The following is a 16,045-nucleotide window of genomic DNA, read 5'->3' on the forward strand; positions in this document are numbered from 1 at the left end:
GACTGGGCCCGCTGCTTCAACGCCGGGCTTTCTTGCATTATGCGCCCGGGCCACATGGAACCGGCGACTTCAAAGACGGCCTAATATGCGTTATCAATTGTCCCTGCGTCGAATCAGCATGAAGCACTTGTTCCCCAGTACTGCACTTGCCCTTTTCATTGGCCTCGGCGTTTCGACGCTTTCGAGCAATACGTTTGCGGCCAACAGCTGGGACAAGCTTCAGCCCGATCGCGACGAGGTGATCGCCAGCCTCAACGTCGTCGAGCTGCTCAAGCGCCATCACTACAGCAAGCCGCCGCTCGATGACGCACGCTCGGTCATCATCTATGACAGCTACCTGAAGCTGCTTGATCCGTCGCGCAGTTATTTCCTGGCCAGCGACATTGCCGAATTCGACAAGTGGAAGACCCAGTTCGACGACTTCCTCAAGAGCGGCGACCTGAACGCCGGCTTCGTCATCTACAAGCGCTACCTGGATCGCGTCAAGGCGCGCCTGGACTACGCCCTGGCGGAGTTGAACAAGGGCGTCGACAAGATCGATTTCAATGCCAAGGAAACCTTGCTGGTCGACCGCAAGGATGCGCCTTGGCTCAAAAGCACGGCCGAACTCGACGACCTCTGGCGCAAACGCGTCAAGGACGAAGTGCTGCGCATGAAGATCGCCGGCAAGGATTCCAAGCAGATCCAGGAAACCCTGACCAAGCGCTACAAGAACCAATTGGCGCGCCTGGACCAGACCCGCGCCGAGGACGTCTTCCAGGCCTACATCAACACCTTCGCGATGTCCTACGACCCGCACACCAATTATCTGTCGCCGGATAACGCGGAAAATTTCGACATCAACATGAGCCTGTCCCTCGAAGGGATTGGCGCGGTACTGCAGAGCGACAACGACCAGGTCAAGATCGTGCGCCTGGTGCCAGCTGGCCCGGCAGACAAGACCAAGCAGGTCGGCCCGGCAGACAAGATCATCGGTGTCGCCCAGGGCAGCAAGGAAATGGTCGACGTGGTCGGCTGGCGCCTGGACGAAGTGGTCAAGCTGATCCGTGGCCCGAAAGGCTCGGTGGTTCGCCTGGAAGTCATTCCGGCCAGCAATGCGCCGAACGACCAGACCAGTAAAGTCGTGTCCATCACCCGTGAAGCGGTGAAGCTGGAAGAACAGGCCGCGAAAAAGTCGGTCCTCAACCTCAAGCAGGACGGCAAGGACTACAAGCTCGGCATCATCGAGATCCCGGCGTTCTACCTCGACTTCAAGGCCTTCCGCGCCGGGGATCCGGACTACAAGAGCACCACCCGCGACGTGAAGAAACTGCTGACCGAATTGCAGAAGGAAAAAGTCGACGGCGTCGTGATCGACCTGCGCAACAACGGCGGCGGCTCCTTGCAGGAAGCCACCGAGCTGACCAGCCTGTTCATCGACAAAGGCCCGACCGTGCTGGTGCGTAACGCCGATGGCCGGGTGGATGTGCTGGAAGATGAAAATCCGGGCGCGTTCTACAAAGGGCCGATGGCCTTGCTGGTCAATCGCCTGTCGGCCTCGGCCTCGGAGATTTTTGCCGGCGCCATGCAGGACTATCACCGCGCGCTGATCATCGGCGGCCAGACCTTCGGCAAAGGCACCGTGCAAACCATCCAGCCGCTGAACCACGGCGAACTGAAGCTGACCCTGGCGAAGTTCTACCGGGTCTCCGGCCAGAGCACCCAGCACCAGGGCGTGCTGCCTGACATCGATTACCCGTCGATCATCGACACCAAGGAAATCGGTGAAAGCGCCCTGCCCGAGGCCATGCCGTGGGACACCATCCGACCTGCGATCAAGCCAGCCGTGGACCCGTTCAAGCCGTACCTGGCCCAGCTGAAATCCGAGCATGACGCCCGCACGGCCCAGGACGCGGAGTTTGTGTTCATTCGCGACAAGCTGGCCTTGGCGCAAAAGCTGATGACCGAGAAAACCGTCAGCCTCAACGAAGCCGATCGCCGGGCGCAGCATGCCGACATCGAGGCCAAGCAACTGGCGATGGAAAACCTGCGTCGCAAGGCCAAGGGCGAAGAGCCGCTCAAAGAGCTGAAGAAAGAAGACGAAGACCTCATCACCGAACCGGAAAAGACCAAGCCGGAGGACGATGCCTACCTGAGCGAAACCGGGCGGATCCTGTTGGATTACCTGAAACTCAACACGGCGGTCGCCAAGCACTGAGATGATGGCCATTTAATGGTGACGCTCGTCGGAGTGTCATCAAACTGACATCAGTCTGTCGTGAAATACAGGACCGGGCGCACCCCAGCAGGGGTTGCGCCCAGTCCTTTTTTTATCGCCAGAGATCGCCATGACCACGATAGAACAGCTGAGTGCCTTGAGCTCAATCCTGACTCAAAGCGGTTTGCACAGTCTGTTCCAGCCGATCATCTGCCTTTCCGAGCGACGTATCGTTGGCTACGAAGCCCTGACACGCGGCCCGTCCAACAGCCCGCTGCACTCCCCTATCGCATTACTGTCCGTGGCCCGCCAGGCCGGACGGCTCACCGAATTGGAACTGGCCTGCCGACGCAGCGCCTGCCAACGCTTCAATGAGCAAAAGCTGCCGGGCAAATTGTTCCTCAACGTGTCGCCCGAATCCTTGCTCGAAGCGGCGCACCAGACCGGTCGTACCTTGCAGCTCTTGCAAGATTTCGGCATTTCGCCCAGCCAGGTCGTCATCGAGCTGACCGAACAAACCCCGATCGATGATTTCCAGCTCCTGCAAACCGCCTTGCATCACTATCGGGCCATGGGTTTTTCGATTGCCTTGGATGACCTCGGCGCCGGTTATTCGAGCTTGCGGCTCTGGTCGGAACTGCGGCCGGATTATGTGAAGATCGACCGCCACTTCATCGACGGCATTCACCAGGACGCGCTCAAGCGCGAGTTCGTCGGTTCGATCCTGAAGATTGCCCAGGCCTCACGGGCCCAGGTGATCGCCGAAGGGATCGAACTGCCGGAAGAACTGGCCGTGTTGATCGAGATGGGCGTCGATCTGGTCCAGGGCTACCTGCTCGCCCGGCCCCAGGAATACCCATCCCACGACGCCAAGGCGCTGATGCCTCGCTCAGACAGCGGCACGACGCCACTGGGCGACGAAGTCAACGACCTTGGCGCATTGCTCAACGAACAACCGGCAGTGACCCACAACACACCGACGGCGGCAGTCCTGGACGCGTTCCGCCGCCAGGCCAACCTCAACTCCCTGGCGGTACTGGATGACCGTGGCCAACCGTGCGGCATCGTCCATCGCCATTCACTCTCGGACGCCCTGCTCAAACCCTTCGCCACCGACCTGTTCGCGCGCAAACCCATCAGCCGCCTGATGAGCGACGACTTCCTCGCGGTGGAACTCAACCAGTCGCTGCAGCAAGTCAGCCGGCTCATTACCAGCCGCGCCCGGCAACGCATCGAAGAAGATTTCATCATCACCCTCAACGGCAACTACATGGGATTGGGCCGGGTCATCGACGTGCTCAAACTCATCACGGAGCTGAAAATCCAGCAAGCCCGCTACGCCAACCCCCTGACCTTGCTGCCCGGTAACGTGCCGATCCAGCAATGCCTGACCCGCCTGTTGCAGCAACGGCAGGAATCGGTGATCTGCTACGTCGACATCGACAGCTTCAAACCTTTCAACGACATCTATGGCTATGGCCGCGGCGACGAAGTCCTACTCTGCCTGGCGCAATGCCTGAACGAACGCATCGACCCCAGCCGCGACTTCGTCGGCCACATCGGCGGCGACGACTTCCTGCTGGTCCTCGGCCCGGATGACTGGCGCAAACGCCTGACCCAACTCCTCAACGACTTCCAAACCCACTGCCGCCGCTTCTACCGCCCCGAACATCTCGAGGCTGGATGTTTTACCGCGCTGAACCGCCAGGGAGTGCGGCAGGAATTTGCGTTGCTGTCGCTGTCGATTGGGGTGGTGCACCTGCGTTCCGAGGCCTGCGGAGAGCTGGATGCCAGCCAGTTGGCGGAGATGGCTTCACAGGCGAAGCATCATGCCAAGGAGATTGTGGGCGGGAGTGTGTACTTGATTAATGGTGCGATCGAGCAGGCACCGGTCCTGGAGTTGGGGCTGTCGGTGTGAAAGTGGGTTGCCTTCACCCCAACGGAATGGCAGCTACAAATCCTGTGGCGAGGGAGCTTGCTCCCGCTGGGCTGCGTAGCAGCCCCGTTGGCCGAGTAGCCTGTGTCAGGCTTTTAGCTGATCCGTTGTGGGAGCGAGCCTGCTCGCGAAAGCGGTTTAGCAGGCAGCATCAACTCAAATCATCTGACCCTATTGCCAAGTCCTACTTTTTTAGTTTATTTAGCGCGTTCGTTAGTACTTCTTCCAGCTCCGCCCAGTTCTTTGCGTATTCACAGTGTATTGGAGTATCCCAGTTAGATTCTGATATCAGAACGACTCTAAAGTGGCCATCCTTACAAAATTCCGGGTACCAACCGATATCTAAAATTTGATCCAAGGGGAAGCTGACTTGAAACAGGTCCTCTTTCAGGTCATCTATAAGCAGCGTTGGCTCCGCTGTTTGGTTTAAATGCGAAATATCATCAAATGTTATTTTTCCGCCAAGCTCGTTTATTTTCTGAGTGTTCATCAATTACTTCTTCTTGGTGAATTTTTTAAACGATTCTTCGGATATCGGGTGCCCGTGTATTGTGCGGGCGCTCAATTCAACTCTCATATATCGAGTTTCTTTGCCGTCGTTTGCTCCGACCGTTCGTCCCAGATCCATAATTTTCCATGGCTTCCCATTATTAACACTTTGTCCGTTTGCAAAAACATAACGCTCCAGTGCTTCAATATCAGTACCCGGTAAATATCTGGCAGCACCACCGTTGGCAGTAGATTTTACAACGGCGGGCCAAGGCGCTTTTGGAGAAACATGCTTATTACCGTGATTTGTCCATTCGACATCTGGAAGCTTGGGTGTACCTTTGTTGACACTCGTTTTGTGTCCAGGAGCTTGATCGCCCTGTTCAGGAGCGCATTTACCTTTTCCTGGACAATCCTCCAACCCCAACGGATCCACCCAGCCCGTCGGGTTCAGGGTGTACCGGTACCCATTGAGCCCGCCCTTGAGCTTGCTCGGATCCAGCGTCAGATACCGCCCCGTCTCCGGATTGTAGTACCGGTGCCGGTTGTAATGCAGGCCGCTTTCCCGGTCGTGGTATTGGCCCTGGAAGCGCAGCGGTTGTTCCAGGCGCTTGCCGTTGCCGTGCCGCAGTTCGGTGAGTTTGCCGTAGCCGTTGTAGCGCGCGGCCCAGACGATTTCGCCTTGGTGGCTGGTCAGTTCCTGAGGCGTGCCGAGGTGGTCGTTGTGGTAGTGGAACGGCGTGGCGTTGTCCGGGCCTTCGCCTTCGAGCAGGGCGAGGGGGCGGAAGGTGCCGGGCTCGTAGACGTAGCTTTGATAGTGGCTATCGCTGCTTTCGGCGATGACTTGATCGCCTTGCCAGATGAATTCCGTGATCTGGCCGGCCACGGTCTTTTCGATGCGTCTGCCGAAGGCGTCGTAGCGGTAGGACGTTTCGTTGCCGTCCGGGCTGGTGACGCCGATGAGGCGGTGTTGGCTGTCGTAGCGGTATTGGATGACGAGGCACTGGGTTTTGCCGCGGCGTTCGCGGATGAGGTTGCCGTAGGCGTCGTAGTCGTAATGGCGGTCACCCTCCATGAGCAGGCGGTTGCCCTTGAGGGTGGTCGGGCCGGGGCGGTCTTGTAGCAAGAGGTTGCCGGCTGGGTCGTGGGCGAAGCGTTCGGAGCCTTGGCTGTGGGCATGGTCGATGCGGACCAGGCGATCTTGCGCGTCGTACTGGTAGCTGCGGCGGTTTCGATTGTCAGAAAGGGCGGCGAGGTTGCCGTTGGCGCTGTAGGAGTAATCGCGCCAGAACAATTGGTGCTGCTCGGTCTGCCACACGGTTTGGGCCTTGAGGCGACCTTGCTCGTCGTAGCGATAGTCGCTGAGCAGCAGGCCTTGCTGGCGTTGGGTTTCGCGGCCGCCCTTGAAACGGTGTTCGGTCAGGCAGGTGCCGTTGAGGTCGATGGCGATCAGCGCGCCGCCGCGGGCGTGGCGATAGTCGAGGGTGCTGCGGTCGGGCAGTCGGCAGTGGATCAAACGACCGACGCTGTCATAGCGATAGCGCAGGGTGGCCCAGCCCTGGTGTTCGGCGACCAGGCGGTCCTGATGGTCATATTCATAAGCCAGCGGCCAATGGCCGTCGTCGACGCTGACCAAGCGTCCAAGGGCGTCGTAGCGGTAATCGACCGCCTCGCCATCTGGCAAGGTTTTTCGCACCAGGCGGCCAGCCCTGTCACGCTGGTAGTGAGTGATGCGCTGACTGCCATCGGCGCCAAACTCGGTCTTTTCCAGCAGGTGGCCGTTGAGGTCGTAGGCATAACCGGTGCGCTGGCCATCGAAGCCGGTTTCCTGTCGGATCAGTCCGTTGGACGTGTAGTCCAGCCGGTAGTGTTCGCCGGATTCGTTCTCGATGTCCGTCAGCAACAGCCGCGCCGAGTCGTAGCGATATTTCAGTTCGCTGCCGTCGGGGTTGAGGCGACGGCTGATCAGGTGCAAATCGTCGGCGTATTCATAGCGGGTGGTGCGGCCCAGCTCGTCCTGCTCGGCGATGACCTTGCCGTAGGCGTTGTAGCGCCAGGCGCGTGTCGCGCCGCCGGGCAAGGTGGTTTGCAGCAAGCGGCCCACGGGGTCCCATTGGTAATGGGTGATGGCGCCGTGTTCGTCCTGGCGGGTCAGCAAATGCCCTTGGGCGTCGTAGGAAAAACACCGCTGGCTACCGTCGGGCAGGGTTTCTTCCGTCAACTGGCCCAGGCGGTTGCGCACAAAATAATGGGCGCTGGCGTCCGGGTAGCTGATGGTTTTCAGTTGCCCTTGGCCGTCGTAGTGATACCAGGTGCTTTGGCCGTCCGGGTCGATGGCCTCGATGACATCGCCGTGGTCGTTGCGGCGGTAGGTCCACACGGCTTTGCCGCGCTGCCGGGTGTGCAGGAAACCGTTGCGGTATTCGTAGGACGTGGGCTCGTCTTCAGGCGGAATCAGCGCCACCAGCCGTCCGACTTCGTCATAACGGTATTCGGTGACGGCGCCGAGCGGGTCTTGCTCGGCGATCAGCCGGCCCTGTTCGTCATAGGCCTTGAGGTGCTCGCCGCCGGCGGGATCGACCTGGCGCACCAGTCGCGCGCGATCGTCGTGGACGTAGACTTCCTGGCTGCCATCAAGGTTGTGAACGGTGACGCTGCCGTCCTCGCCCCAGGTGTAGCGGCTGTCCATCTGCGCGAACGACGCCCAGTGCCGCACGCAGCGCGCCGCCGGACCGGAGCCCTGCCACTCCCAGTAAAAACTCGCGCCGCCGGCCAGTTGCCGCTGGAGGATGACGTGCTGGTCGTCGTAGTCGTAGCGCTCGCTTTCGCCAGCCGCGTTGGTCGCTTCGATGAGTCGGAAACGGCCGTCGTAGCGGTAGGAAACCAGTGTTTGTTCAGTGCGCCAGCTTTCGTCGCGGGTCGGCGCCGGGTGAAAACTCTGGTAGTCGATGGCGACCAGGTGGCGGTGTTCGTAGCGTAAACGCAGGCAGCGTCCGGCGCCGTTGTCCAGCCGGCTGATGTCACCGTAGATGTTGCGCTGGATCGTCAGGCGGTTGTCGTACCGATCGCTCAGGGCGATCAGACAACCGTCGCGAAAGTGTAGGAAAGGGGCGTCTTCGCCGGGCTGGGCGATGATCAGTTCGTCCGGCTCATTGCTCAGGTAGATCGCCGCGCGGGCCAGGCTGTTGTGGATGGCCGGGCGTTGCAGGCTGGGCCGGGGAAAGGTGGTGCGACGGTTTTCCTGGTCGAGCCAGATGACCTGCTCGCCTTCGATCAGCAGGCGATGGGCCAGGGCATGGCTCCAACCGCGGCCGAGGCCGATGTCGAGCTCGGCGGCGCTGGTGCGGTAGAGGCGGGTGAAGGTAAACGGCAAGCGTCCGTCGAGGATGCCGTCTTCCAGGGTCAGCAGTTCTTCGCCGGTGACCATCGACACCGGGCAGCCGTGGGTGCGGGTCTGGGCGGCGCTGTCGGCCGGGTCGCCGTTGGGGTTTGTCGATTGGGTGGGGACGTCGTCGTGGTGTTCCTGCTTTTTCAGCGTGGTGTTGCGCTGCGCGTCCCAGCGCAACTGCATCCGTCCCTTCTTTACACCAGCGGCGATGCCTCGCGCCGCCACGGTTTTATAACGGTCGACGTAGCCCATGAAGCCGTTCACCAGCGCGAAAATGCCGCTGATAAAACGCTTCACCGCGTCCAGCAGCCGTGCGCCGTACCGGAACAAGCGCATCGTCAAATAGGCAATGCCCGCCCCCACACCGACAAAGGTCAGCACCACGCCGATCAGCAGATCGATCGCCAATTGCACGACCATCGAAGCGACTGCCGCCGCTGTCCCGCCCGCCAACTCACTGGGTGGCAGCATCTCCAGCCAGAGCATTGCAGTTCGCACCAGCAAGCACAGGGCCGCTTCGTCACTGACCAACAACTGGAGCTTGGCCATGACCTGTGGTGCCGACTCGGCAAGCTTGATCAAGTCGTCCGCACTGCTGCCCAACCGGTCGCCAAATTGGCTGGGATCCTTGAGGATGTCCGACAGCAAACCGATGCTGTCCCACACGCCTTCGATCGCCGCCCAACCACCCGCGAGCAAGCCATTGCCCACCGCTGCCGCCGAAGTCGCCAACGACTGCTGGGCCCACTGCGGCTTGAACCCCTGCCACTCGCCGCGCAGCCAGTCCGTCAGATCGGAGCTCAAGCCGTCGTAGGAAGAAAACAGATCGTCAATTTGCTTGGGGGATACGTCGCCCTGGACGTAAACCCGATAGGACCGCCCCGCCTCGCCCTTGAAAGTCCCGATACCCTGGGCGTCAAGCGTGACTGGAGTGACTTCGCCCGTGTCCACCGACACCACATCGACCACGATGTCGCCCAGCGGGATGTCATACACAGACTCGAGCTTGCTCTCGATCGTCATGCTCCCGCCTTGCGGGCACTGGGCGACGGAAGAGAGAAAATCCTTGTCTTGGATACTGACAGCGGTGATGCCGTCGCCGAAACGGATCAGCCGCTCCATGCCCATCAGTGAAGGCAGGTCGGCTGCTTGGCTGGCCCGGTCCGCAGCCCGGCTGTACCAACTTTCGAGCTGCTCGCGGTAAAGAGGGAGGGTGTCCTTGAAGTCGTCGAGTGCCTCCTCGATTCGGCGCACCTGATCCATCAGGACGGGGCTCGGCCATGAGGCAGCAGGAAAAAACGGTCGGGCATGGAGGAGCATCTCGCGAGAAATCGGGAAGCGCGAGACTTTGCCGGGGACGGCAGGAAAAATAAGTCAGATAAGGAGACGCAGCTCGTAGGATCGTTCTTTAATTGGCCCTACAGGACCGGCCCCCAAGACGGGGGAACAACACTGGCCAGACAGCCTGTGGATAACGCTACGGATTCTGGTCGTCGAGCCCCTTGAGCTTGATGTCGGCCAATGGGTGCCCAGCCTTTGCCGCCAGGGTCCACCAACGCGCCGCTTCGGCCGGGTCGGGCGCTTTGGTGGAAGTCCCAGCGAGGCTGATGACACCCACTTGGTAGGCGGCCTTGCCATCACCGGCCAGTGCAGCCAATCGCAGCAGACGAACGCCCTCTTCCCTGGCGCCCAGGCCTTGGCCGCGAAAGGTCAGGATATGGCCATAAAAGCTTTGAGCACTGACGTCGCCCAGGTTCGCCATGCGTGCGAACTGGCCCTCCAGCCAGGCCCACCCGCGTGGCTGCCGAACGAACCATGACCAATGAAACAACCGGCGCGCGAGCCAATAACCGGCCCGGGCCTTGATACGCCAGAGCATTCAGGCCTCCGCCGATTCGGGGTACTCGTATTCGAACACGCGGACCACTTCCGAAGCATGCCAGGACGCGGCGGCCACACCGTCGGAGGGGCCGGAAAAACGTCCAAGACGTTCAACGCACTCGAAGAAGCCCGTACGTGGCAGTCGGCTGGCACCCTGGCTGATGACCAGCGAACTGCGCAGCGGTTGCTCGGCCCGCGCATCCAGCGCCGCCAGATGTTCAAGCGCCGCGGTCAACGTCTGCATGGCCGGGCTGGGAAGTTGCAAGCGCTCCAGCAAGGCGCGATATGTCAATAAATGGCGCTGGCGACGCGCCTGGTCCAACTCACCCAACAACCCGTCCCAATGTTGCCGACTGATCCGTACACTCACGATTCATCCCTCCAACCCGGCACCGTCAGTTCCCAGGCCAGACTGCGCTTGATCGCGGCGTCGGGCTGACGCTCACCGCTTTCGATCATGGCCAGATAAGACGGGCTGATGCCTACCGTGCGGGCCAGCGCCTCGATGGCGATGCCCTTCCCTTCGCGCAGACTGCGCAGTTGATCCAGGCCGGGGAGATCCTGGCCGGGTGCCGCCGCATGCGAGACGCTTGCCTCACGCGACGGAGCTTGATTGATGCCGGCTGCCTTCAATAACGACTGGTACTGATCCCACGGTAAAACCGCGTACTCGGGCTCTCCGTCGCGTGTGATTATTTGAATATCCATGAACACCCCGTAGGACAACAACACTTTGCGAGTCAGCTTTTTTCCTAGGAAGTGTAATCCTAAATAGCAGCCAAGGTCGCGGGGCGATGAAGTTCTGAAGGGAAACGGACTGAATCAGGTCTTTTTTGGACCTTGGAGCTGCAGCTGTTCCGGGGTGTCGGGGAGTCTTTCGACCAGCGCGAGTTTCTCGGGGGATTGCCGGTCACGCCAGGCACGGAACGCACTCAGCTCGTCGTCGAGGGTTTTCATGATCCACGCCAGCACGGCGATATCGTCAAACATGCCAAACATGGGCAGCAAGTCTGGAATCGCATCCAGGGGACTGAGGAAGTACATGAGCCCCGCCACCACCGAGAGCAACGACTTGGCGCTCACCGCCCGGTATTCGCCACGCCAGTAGGCCAGGCACAGCGCCTGCAACAAGCGCAGGTCGTCCTTGAGCTTGCCCAGTCGACCGCCTTCCCGGGCACCCTTGCTGGCAACGGCAAACAGCAACGTCGGCAATCTGCCGCGGGCCAGCAGCCGTCCCGCCAAGGGCAGGAATCGCGTGAAATTCCACGGCGCCTTCATTTTTTCTCCCGCTGAAATGTTATCCACACAAATTGTGGATAACCTTGTGAACAGAGCTGCGTTTCACCGCTGAAGCCCCCGTTTTATAAGGGCCCGGCTTAGATCGGGCGTTTTTTACTCACATAAAAAAACCCAATATTTCATTGACTTGATGGGTCGACTGCGTCTAGCACAGGGCCCGTATTGCCTATGACTGTGGCCTGCAGCGGGGGTTCGGTTTTTTTGATCGTTTACCGAAAGCCGAATGCAACAACGCCCCGCATAAGCGAGGCGTTGTCTTTATAGCAGACGCGATTACTTGGCTGCGTCTTCTTTTGCCGGATCCTTGATCGCCAACAGTTCAAGGTCAAACACCAGGACCGAGTTGGCAGGAATGGCCGGGCTCGGGCTCTGGGCGCCGTATGCCAGATCACTCGGGATGTACAGCTTGTATTTCTCGCCGACGTGCATCAGTTGCAGACCTTCGACCCAACCCGGGATCACGCCGCTAACCGGCAGGTCAATCGGGCTGCCACGCTCAACGGAGCTGTCAAACACGGTGCCGTTGGTCAGCTTGCCGGTGTAGTGAACGGTCACTACGTCGGTTGGCTTGGGCTGTGCGCCGTCGGCTTTCTTGACCACTTCGTACTGCAAGCCGGAAGCGGTGGTGGTCACGCCGGCCTTCTTGCCGTTTTCCTCGAGGAATTTCTTGCCGGCAGCTGCCGACTCTTCGCTCATCTTGGCCATGCGCTCTTCGGCACGCTTTTGCAGTGCGGCAAAGGCCTCGACCAATTCTTCGTCTTTCAGCTTCTGTTCTTTCTTGCCGACGGCATCTTCGATGCCCTGGGCAACCGCTTTGGAGTCCAGGTCATCCATACCTTCCTGAGCCAGGCTCTTGCCCATGTTCAGGCCAATACCGTAGGAAGCTTTCTGCGCCGGGGTTTTCAGCTCTACGCTGGTCTGCGAGTCGCAACCCGCGAGTACCAGGCCAACCAGGGCTACCGCCGCCGCCAACCGATGCTGTTTCATGCTATTTCCTTGTTCATGCGCCTAAAGGGCAATCGAGTAAAGCCGCGAGCTTATCAGGCGGCCACGACCAATGGCTACCGGCATGTGAGCCGCAAACCGATGATAAGTTCAGGTCGGCAAACGCTTTTTAATCCCAGGAAGATGAAGCATCTGTCATCGATTTCGTACAGAGACGGATTGCCGCCCCCCTGCAGCCCAAGGGTAATGGCCACTTGCCGGCCAGGCGGCACTGAGGCATAAGGACATATCAAAAAAACAAGGACGTTACCGTGCGCCTCCTCTCTCGCCTCCTCTTGCTGATCCTCGCATTGCTCATCGTGATCGTGGCCGTCGTGCTTTATTACGTCGCCAACCCACGCCTGCCGGCCTACACGCCTGTCGAACAGGTGCACTACCTTGACCAATGGAGCGCCAGCGAGCGCCAGACTTACTATTTCACGCCCCAGGGCACCCAGGTCAAAGGCCTGCGTTACGACTGGTTCACCGCGCTTGAACTGCCGTTTTCGCAGCAGCGCTTCGCGTCGCCGGAGTACCTGGCGCGCTTCGGTTTCCTGGTCGATCCGGCGCAAAAAGCCACGCCGGACAATCCCGGCAACTTGCCGGTAGGCTTCACACGACACCAGAACGCGGGCAGCAGCGAGCAATATCTGGACATCACTTGCGCCGCCTGCCACACCGGCGAACTGCACTTCAAGGGCCAGGCGATACGGATCGATGGCGGTTCCGCCCAACACGTCCTGCCGTCGACCGTTCCGACATTACGCGGGGGCAGTTTCGGACAGGCCATGGTCGCCAGTCTCGCCTCGACCTACTACAACCCATGGAAATTCGAACGTTTCGCCCGCCAAGTGCTGGGCAAGGACTATGACGCCCGCCACGAAGCGTTGCGCAAGGCATTCAAGGTTTCCCTGGACACTTTCCTGCGCACGGCCTGGAATGACACGCACCGCGGCCTCTACCCCACCCAGGAAGGCCCGGGCCGTACCGACGCCTTTGGCCGTATCGCCAATGCCAGTTTCGGCGATGCCATTTCGGCGGAAAACTACCGGGTCGCCAACGCACCGGTGGATTACCCTCAGTTGTGGGAAATCTGGACCTTCGACTGGGTACAGTGGAACGGTTCGGCCCAGCAACCGATGGCCCGTAACGTCGGCGAGGCGTTGGGGGTCGGTGCCACCTTGAATTTCTTCGATGCCCAGGGCAAACCGTTGCAAGGTGAAGCACGCTACCCCTCCAGCGTACGCGTGCGGGACCTGAACAAGATCGAAGAAACCTTGCAGTTGCTCAAGCCTCCCGCATGGCCTGAAGCGCTGCTGGGCTCAATCGACAAGCCCTTGGCCGCCAAGGGCCGGGCACTTTTCGCCGAGAACTGCGCCGGTTGCCACGTTCCTAAAGTCGTACAAGGACCTGACAGGCCAGTCCAGCAACTGCACATGCTGCCGGTGCAAGTGATCGGCACCGATCCCGGCACGGCTAACAATATCGCCGACCATCGCTTCAACCTGACCAGCCTGCAGTGGGACCCGGCCGAGCTGGCCAAACTCGACGTGCAACTGCACCCCACCCCGACGGAACCGTTGGATCTGAGCCAGGTATCGGTCGCCAAGGGCCTGGCCTACGTCACTGCATTCGTCGAAAACCGCGCCTATCGCGATGCCGGCGTCACCCCCGTCGAGCGCCCGGCCCTGGATGGTTTCGGGCTGCCCATCGGCGTTCGTGAATTGCGCGCCTACAAAGCGCGACCACTGGCGGGCGTCTGGGCCACGCCACCCTTCCTGCATAACGGCTCGGTTCCGACGATCTATCAATTGCTGTCGCCGCAGGATGAACGGGCGACCACTTTCTATAAAGGCACCTTCGAATACGATCCGCGACATCTGGGCTATCGCACCGAAGCCTTTGCCAACGGCTTCCTCTTCGACACCAAGATCACCGGCAACCACAACAGCGGTCATGAATTCCGCGCTGGCGAACGAGGCAACGGCGTCATCGGGCGCTTGCTGCAACCGCAAGAACGCTGGGCCTTGCTGGAATATCTGAAGGTGCTTGGCGGGCCGCTGGAGTCGCAACTGTAATGATGAACCTCATAAGTAAAAGGATGTTGGCATGTTGATCACGCTCTGGCTGCGCCTCGGCGCCTTTTTGGGCAAGACGCTCCTGTGGCTGCTGGGTTTCGGACTCCTCGGCTGGGCCTTGGCCACAGCCTGGTTTGCCTGGCAGCACAGCGGGCCGGTCCCGGACCAGGAACAGATACCGCCCGGCGAAAGCGCCATGACCCAGGACATCATCCAGACCGCGATCCGCATCGTTGACCAGCACCGCGAAGGCACGCGATACCTGCGCGACGCCCATGCCAAGGCCCACGGTTGCGTCATGGCCGAAGTCCAGGTGCCCAGTGACTTGCCTGCGCCGTTGCGCCAGGGTGTATTCGCCGAACCGGGCAAGACCTGGCAAGCGACGATCCGTCTGTCCAACGGCAATGCCTATCCACAATTCGACAGCCTGCGCGATGCCCGAGGGATGGCCATCAAGTTGTTGGACGTGCCTGGCAGGCAATTGCTGGCCGATCGGCAATCCAAGGGGGAGCAGGATTTCGTGATGTTCAATCATCCGAATTTCTTTGTCAGCGATGTCGCCGAGTACCGTCAGAATGTGGCCGCTCAGGCTGACGGAAAGAAGGCAATGGCGTTCTTTCCGAGCCTCGACCCACGCACCTGGCAGATCCGACATTTATTCATCGCCCTGGCGACACTTTCGCCACCGCCGGCCAGCCCGACCCAGACCACTTACTTCTCGGTATCGCCTTACAAATTCGGCGAGGCCAATGCCAAGTTTCGCGTCGCACCGGACCCGGACAGCTGTCCGGGCTACACCTTGCCGCCGCAGAACCAGGATCTGCCGAATTTCTTGCGTAGCGCGCTGAATCAGCAGTTATCCACCGATCGCGTGCCGGCCTGTTTTGTCTTGCAGATCCAGCGCCAGGATCCGAACAAGTACATGCCGATCGAAGACACCAGTATCGAATGGAAAGAAAGCGATGCACCGTTCGAGACGGTGGCGCGGATCAAGGTACCGGCCCAGGACTTCGATACGCCCAAGCTGAACCTGGCGTGTGATAACCAGTCGTTCAACCCGTGGTTCGGTATCGAGGCCCATCGTCCGATTGGCGGTATCAACCGTTTGCGCAAGGCGGTTTATGAGGCGGTCAGCGATTACCGTCATAGCCGCAATGCCGAGCAGTAGGACAGAGGCAAAAAGACAGGCAACAAAAAGCCCGCTCAAATGAGCGGGCTTTTTGTTGGCAACCTGGCGTTCAGTATTCCAAGTGCCGAATATGGCGCAGCGGACGGGACTCGAACCCGCGACCCCCGGCGTGACAGGCCGGTATTCTAACCGACTGAACTACCGCTGCGCGTAACATTGAAAGTTTGGTGGGTGATGACGGGATCGAACCGCCGACATTCTGCTTGTAAGGCAGACGCTCTCCCAGCTGAGCTAATCACCCTTCACTTTCGATGCGGGGCGCATTCTCTCACAGTTTTTCGTAACGTGCTGATTTAATTAACAAATCCAGCAAAAAACATGAGCGACGCACACCGCAGGAACTGCAAACAGCAAAAAGCCCGCGTTAGCGGGCTTTCCGTGGTGACCTGGCGTTCAGTGTTCCAGGTAACCGAATATGGCGCAGCGGACGGGACTCGAACCCGCGACCCCCGGCGTGACAGGCCGGTATTCTAACCGACTGAACTACCGCTGCGCGTAACACTGGAAGCGAATGGTGGGTGATGACGGGATCGAACCGCCGACATTCTGCTTGTAAGGCAGACGCTCTCCCGGCTGAGCTAATCACCCTTCACTTTCGGTGTGG

The 16,045-nt window shown here is 60.0% G+C and carries 11 protein-coding genes and 4 tRNA genes; 4 read left to right on the forward strand and 11 right to left on the reverse strand.

Features of this window, described 5'->3' with window-relative positions:
- Positions 1-118 precede the first annotated feature (118 nt).
- On the forward strand, positions 119-2,197 hold the full coding sequence (locus tag JMN22_RS22935; RefSeq protein ID WP_187293361.1) for a carboxy terminal-processing peptidase: 2,079 nt from the start codon (positions 119-121) through the stop codon (positions 2,195-2,197).
- 130 nt (positions 2,198-2,327) lie between these two features.
- Positions 2,328-4,115, forward strand: coding sequence for a bifunctional diguanylate cyclase/phosphodiesterase (locus JMN22_RS22940; protein WP_030142364.1), 1,788 nt, complete (start codon positions 2,328-2,330; stop codon positions 4,113-4,115).
- Between the two features lie 202 nt (positions 4,116-4,317).
- Here the strand turns inward: JMN22_RS22940 and JMN22_RS22945 are convergent, their stop codons facing one another.
- From JMN22_RS22945 to JMN22_RS22975, 7 genes are all read right to left on the reverse strand, one after another.
- Positions 4,318-4,623, reverse strand: coding sequence for a hypothetical protein (locus JMN22_RS22945; protein ID WP_198798094.1), 306 nt, complete (start codon positions 4,621-4,623; stop codon positions 4,318-4,320).
- Between the two features lie 3 nt (positions 4,624-4,626).
- On the reverse strand, positions 4,627-9,273 hold the full coding sequence (locus JMN22_RS22950; protein WP_198798095.1) for an RHS repeat-associated core domain-containing protein: 4,647 nt from the start codon (positions 9,271-9,273) through the stop codon (positions 4,627-4,629).
- 214 nt (positions 9,274-9,487) lie between these two features.
- Positions 9,488-9,889: an SEL1-like repeat protein gene (locus JMN22_RS22955; protein ID WP_198798096.1), complete on the reverse strand. Its 402-nt coding sequence runs from the start codon at positions 9,887-9,889 to the stop codon at positions 9,488-9,490.
- A complete protein-coding gene (locus JMN22_RS22960) occupies positions 9,890-10,261 on the reverse strand; it encodes a hypothetical protein (protein ID WP_003179080.1) in 372 nt (123 codons plus the stop codon).
- Complete coding sequence (locus JMN22_RS22965; protein WP_030142014.1) at positions 10,258-10,599, reverse strand: helix-turn-helix domain-containing protein; 342 nt, start codon at positions 10,597-10,599, stop codon at positions 10,258-10,260. The genes JMN22_RS22960 and JMN22_RS22965 overlap by 4 nt, the downstream gene beginning before the upstream one ends.
- Before the next feature lie 114 nt (positions 10,600-10,713).
- Positions 10,714-11,169, reverse strand: coding sequence for a YkvA family protein (locus JMN22_RS22970; RefSeq protein WP_030142015.1), 456 nt, complete (start codon positions 11,167-11,169; stop codon positions 10,714-10,716).
- 294 nt (positions 11,170-11,463) lie between these two features.
- Positions 11,464-12,177 (reverse strand): FKBP-type peptidyl-prolyl cis-trans isomerase, encoded by a 714-nt coding sequence (locus JMN22_RS22975; RefSeq protein ID WP_030142016.1) that lies wholly within the window; start codon positions 12,175-12,177, stop codon positions 11,464-11,466.
- A 269-nt stretch (positions 12,178-12,446) separates the two neighbouring features.
- Between JMN22_RS22975 and JMN22_RS22980 the strand changes: the two genes are divergently transcribed.
- Both JMN22_RS22980 and JMN22_RS22985 read left to right on the forward strand, forming a co-directional pair.
- Positions 12,447-14,252 (forward strand): di-heme-cytochrome C peroxidase, encoded by a 1,806-nt coding sequence (locus tag JMN22_RS22980; protein ID WP_198798097.1) that lies wholly within the window; start codon positions 12,447-12,449, stop codon positions 14,250-14,252.
- A gap of 31 nt (positions 14,253-14,283) precedes the next feature.
- Complete coding sequence (locus tag JMN22_RS22985) at positions 14,284-15,420, forward strand: catalase family protein (protein WP_198798098.1); 1,137 nt, start codon at positions 14,284-14,286, stop codon at positions 15,418-15,420.
- 92 nt (positions 15,421-15,512) lie between these two features.
- Here JMN22_RS22985 and JMN22_RS22990 read toward each other — a convergent pair.
- The 4 genes from JMN22_RS22990 to JMN22_RS23005 all read right to left on the reverse strand — a co-directional run bounded on the left by JMN22_RS22990 (position 15,513) and on the right by JMN22_RS23005 (position 16,029).
- A tRNA-Asp gene (locus JMN22_RS22990) sits at positions 15,513-15,589 on the reverse strand.
- 17 nt (positions 15,590-15,606) lie between these two features.
- A tRNA-Val gene (locus JMN22_RS22995) sits at positions 15,607-15,682 on the reverse strand.
- A gap of 175 nt (positions 15,683-15,857) precedes the next feature.
- A tRNA-Asp gene (locus JMN22_RS23000) sits at positions 15,858-15,934 on the reverse strand.
- A gap of 19 nt (positions 15,935-15,953) precedes the next feature.
- A tRNA-Val gene (locus tag JMN22_RS23005) sits at positions 15,954-16,029 on the reverse strand.
- Positions 16,030-16,045: the final 16 nt, after the last annotated feature.

This window comes from Pseudomonas sp. HB05, assembly GCF_016756915.1.
Classification (GTDB): Bacteria; Pseudomonadota; Gammaproteobacteria; order Pseudomonadales; family Pseudomonadaceae; genus Aquipseudomonas; species Aquipseudomonas alvandae.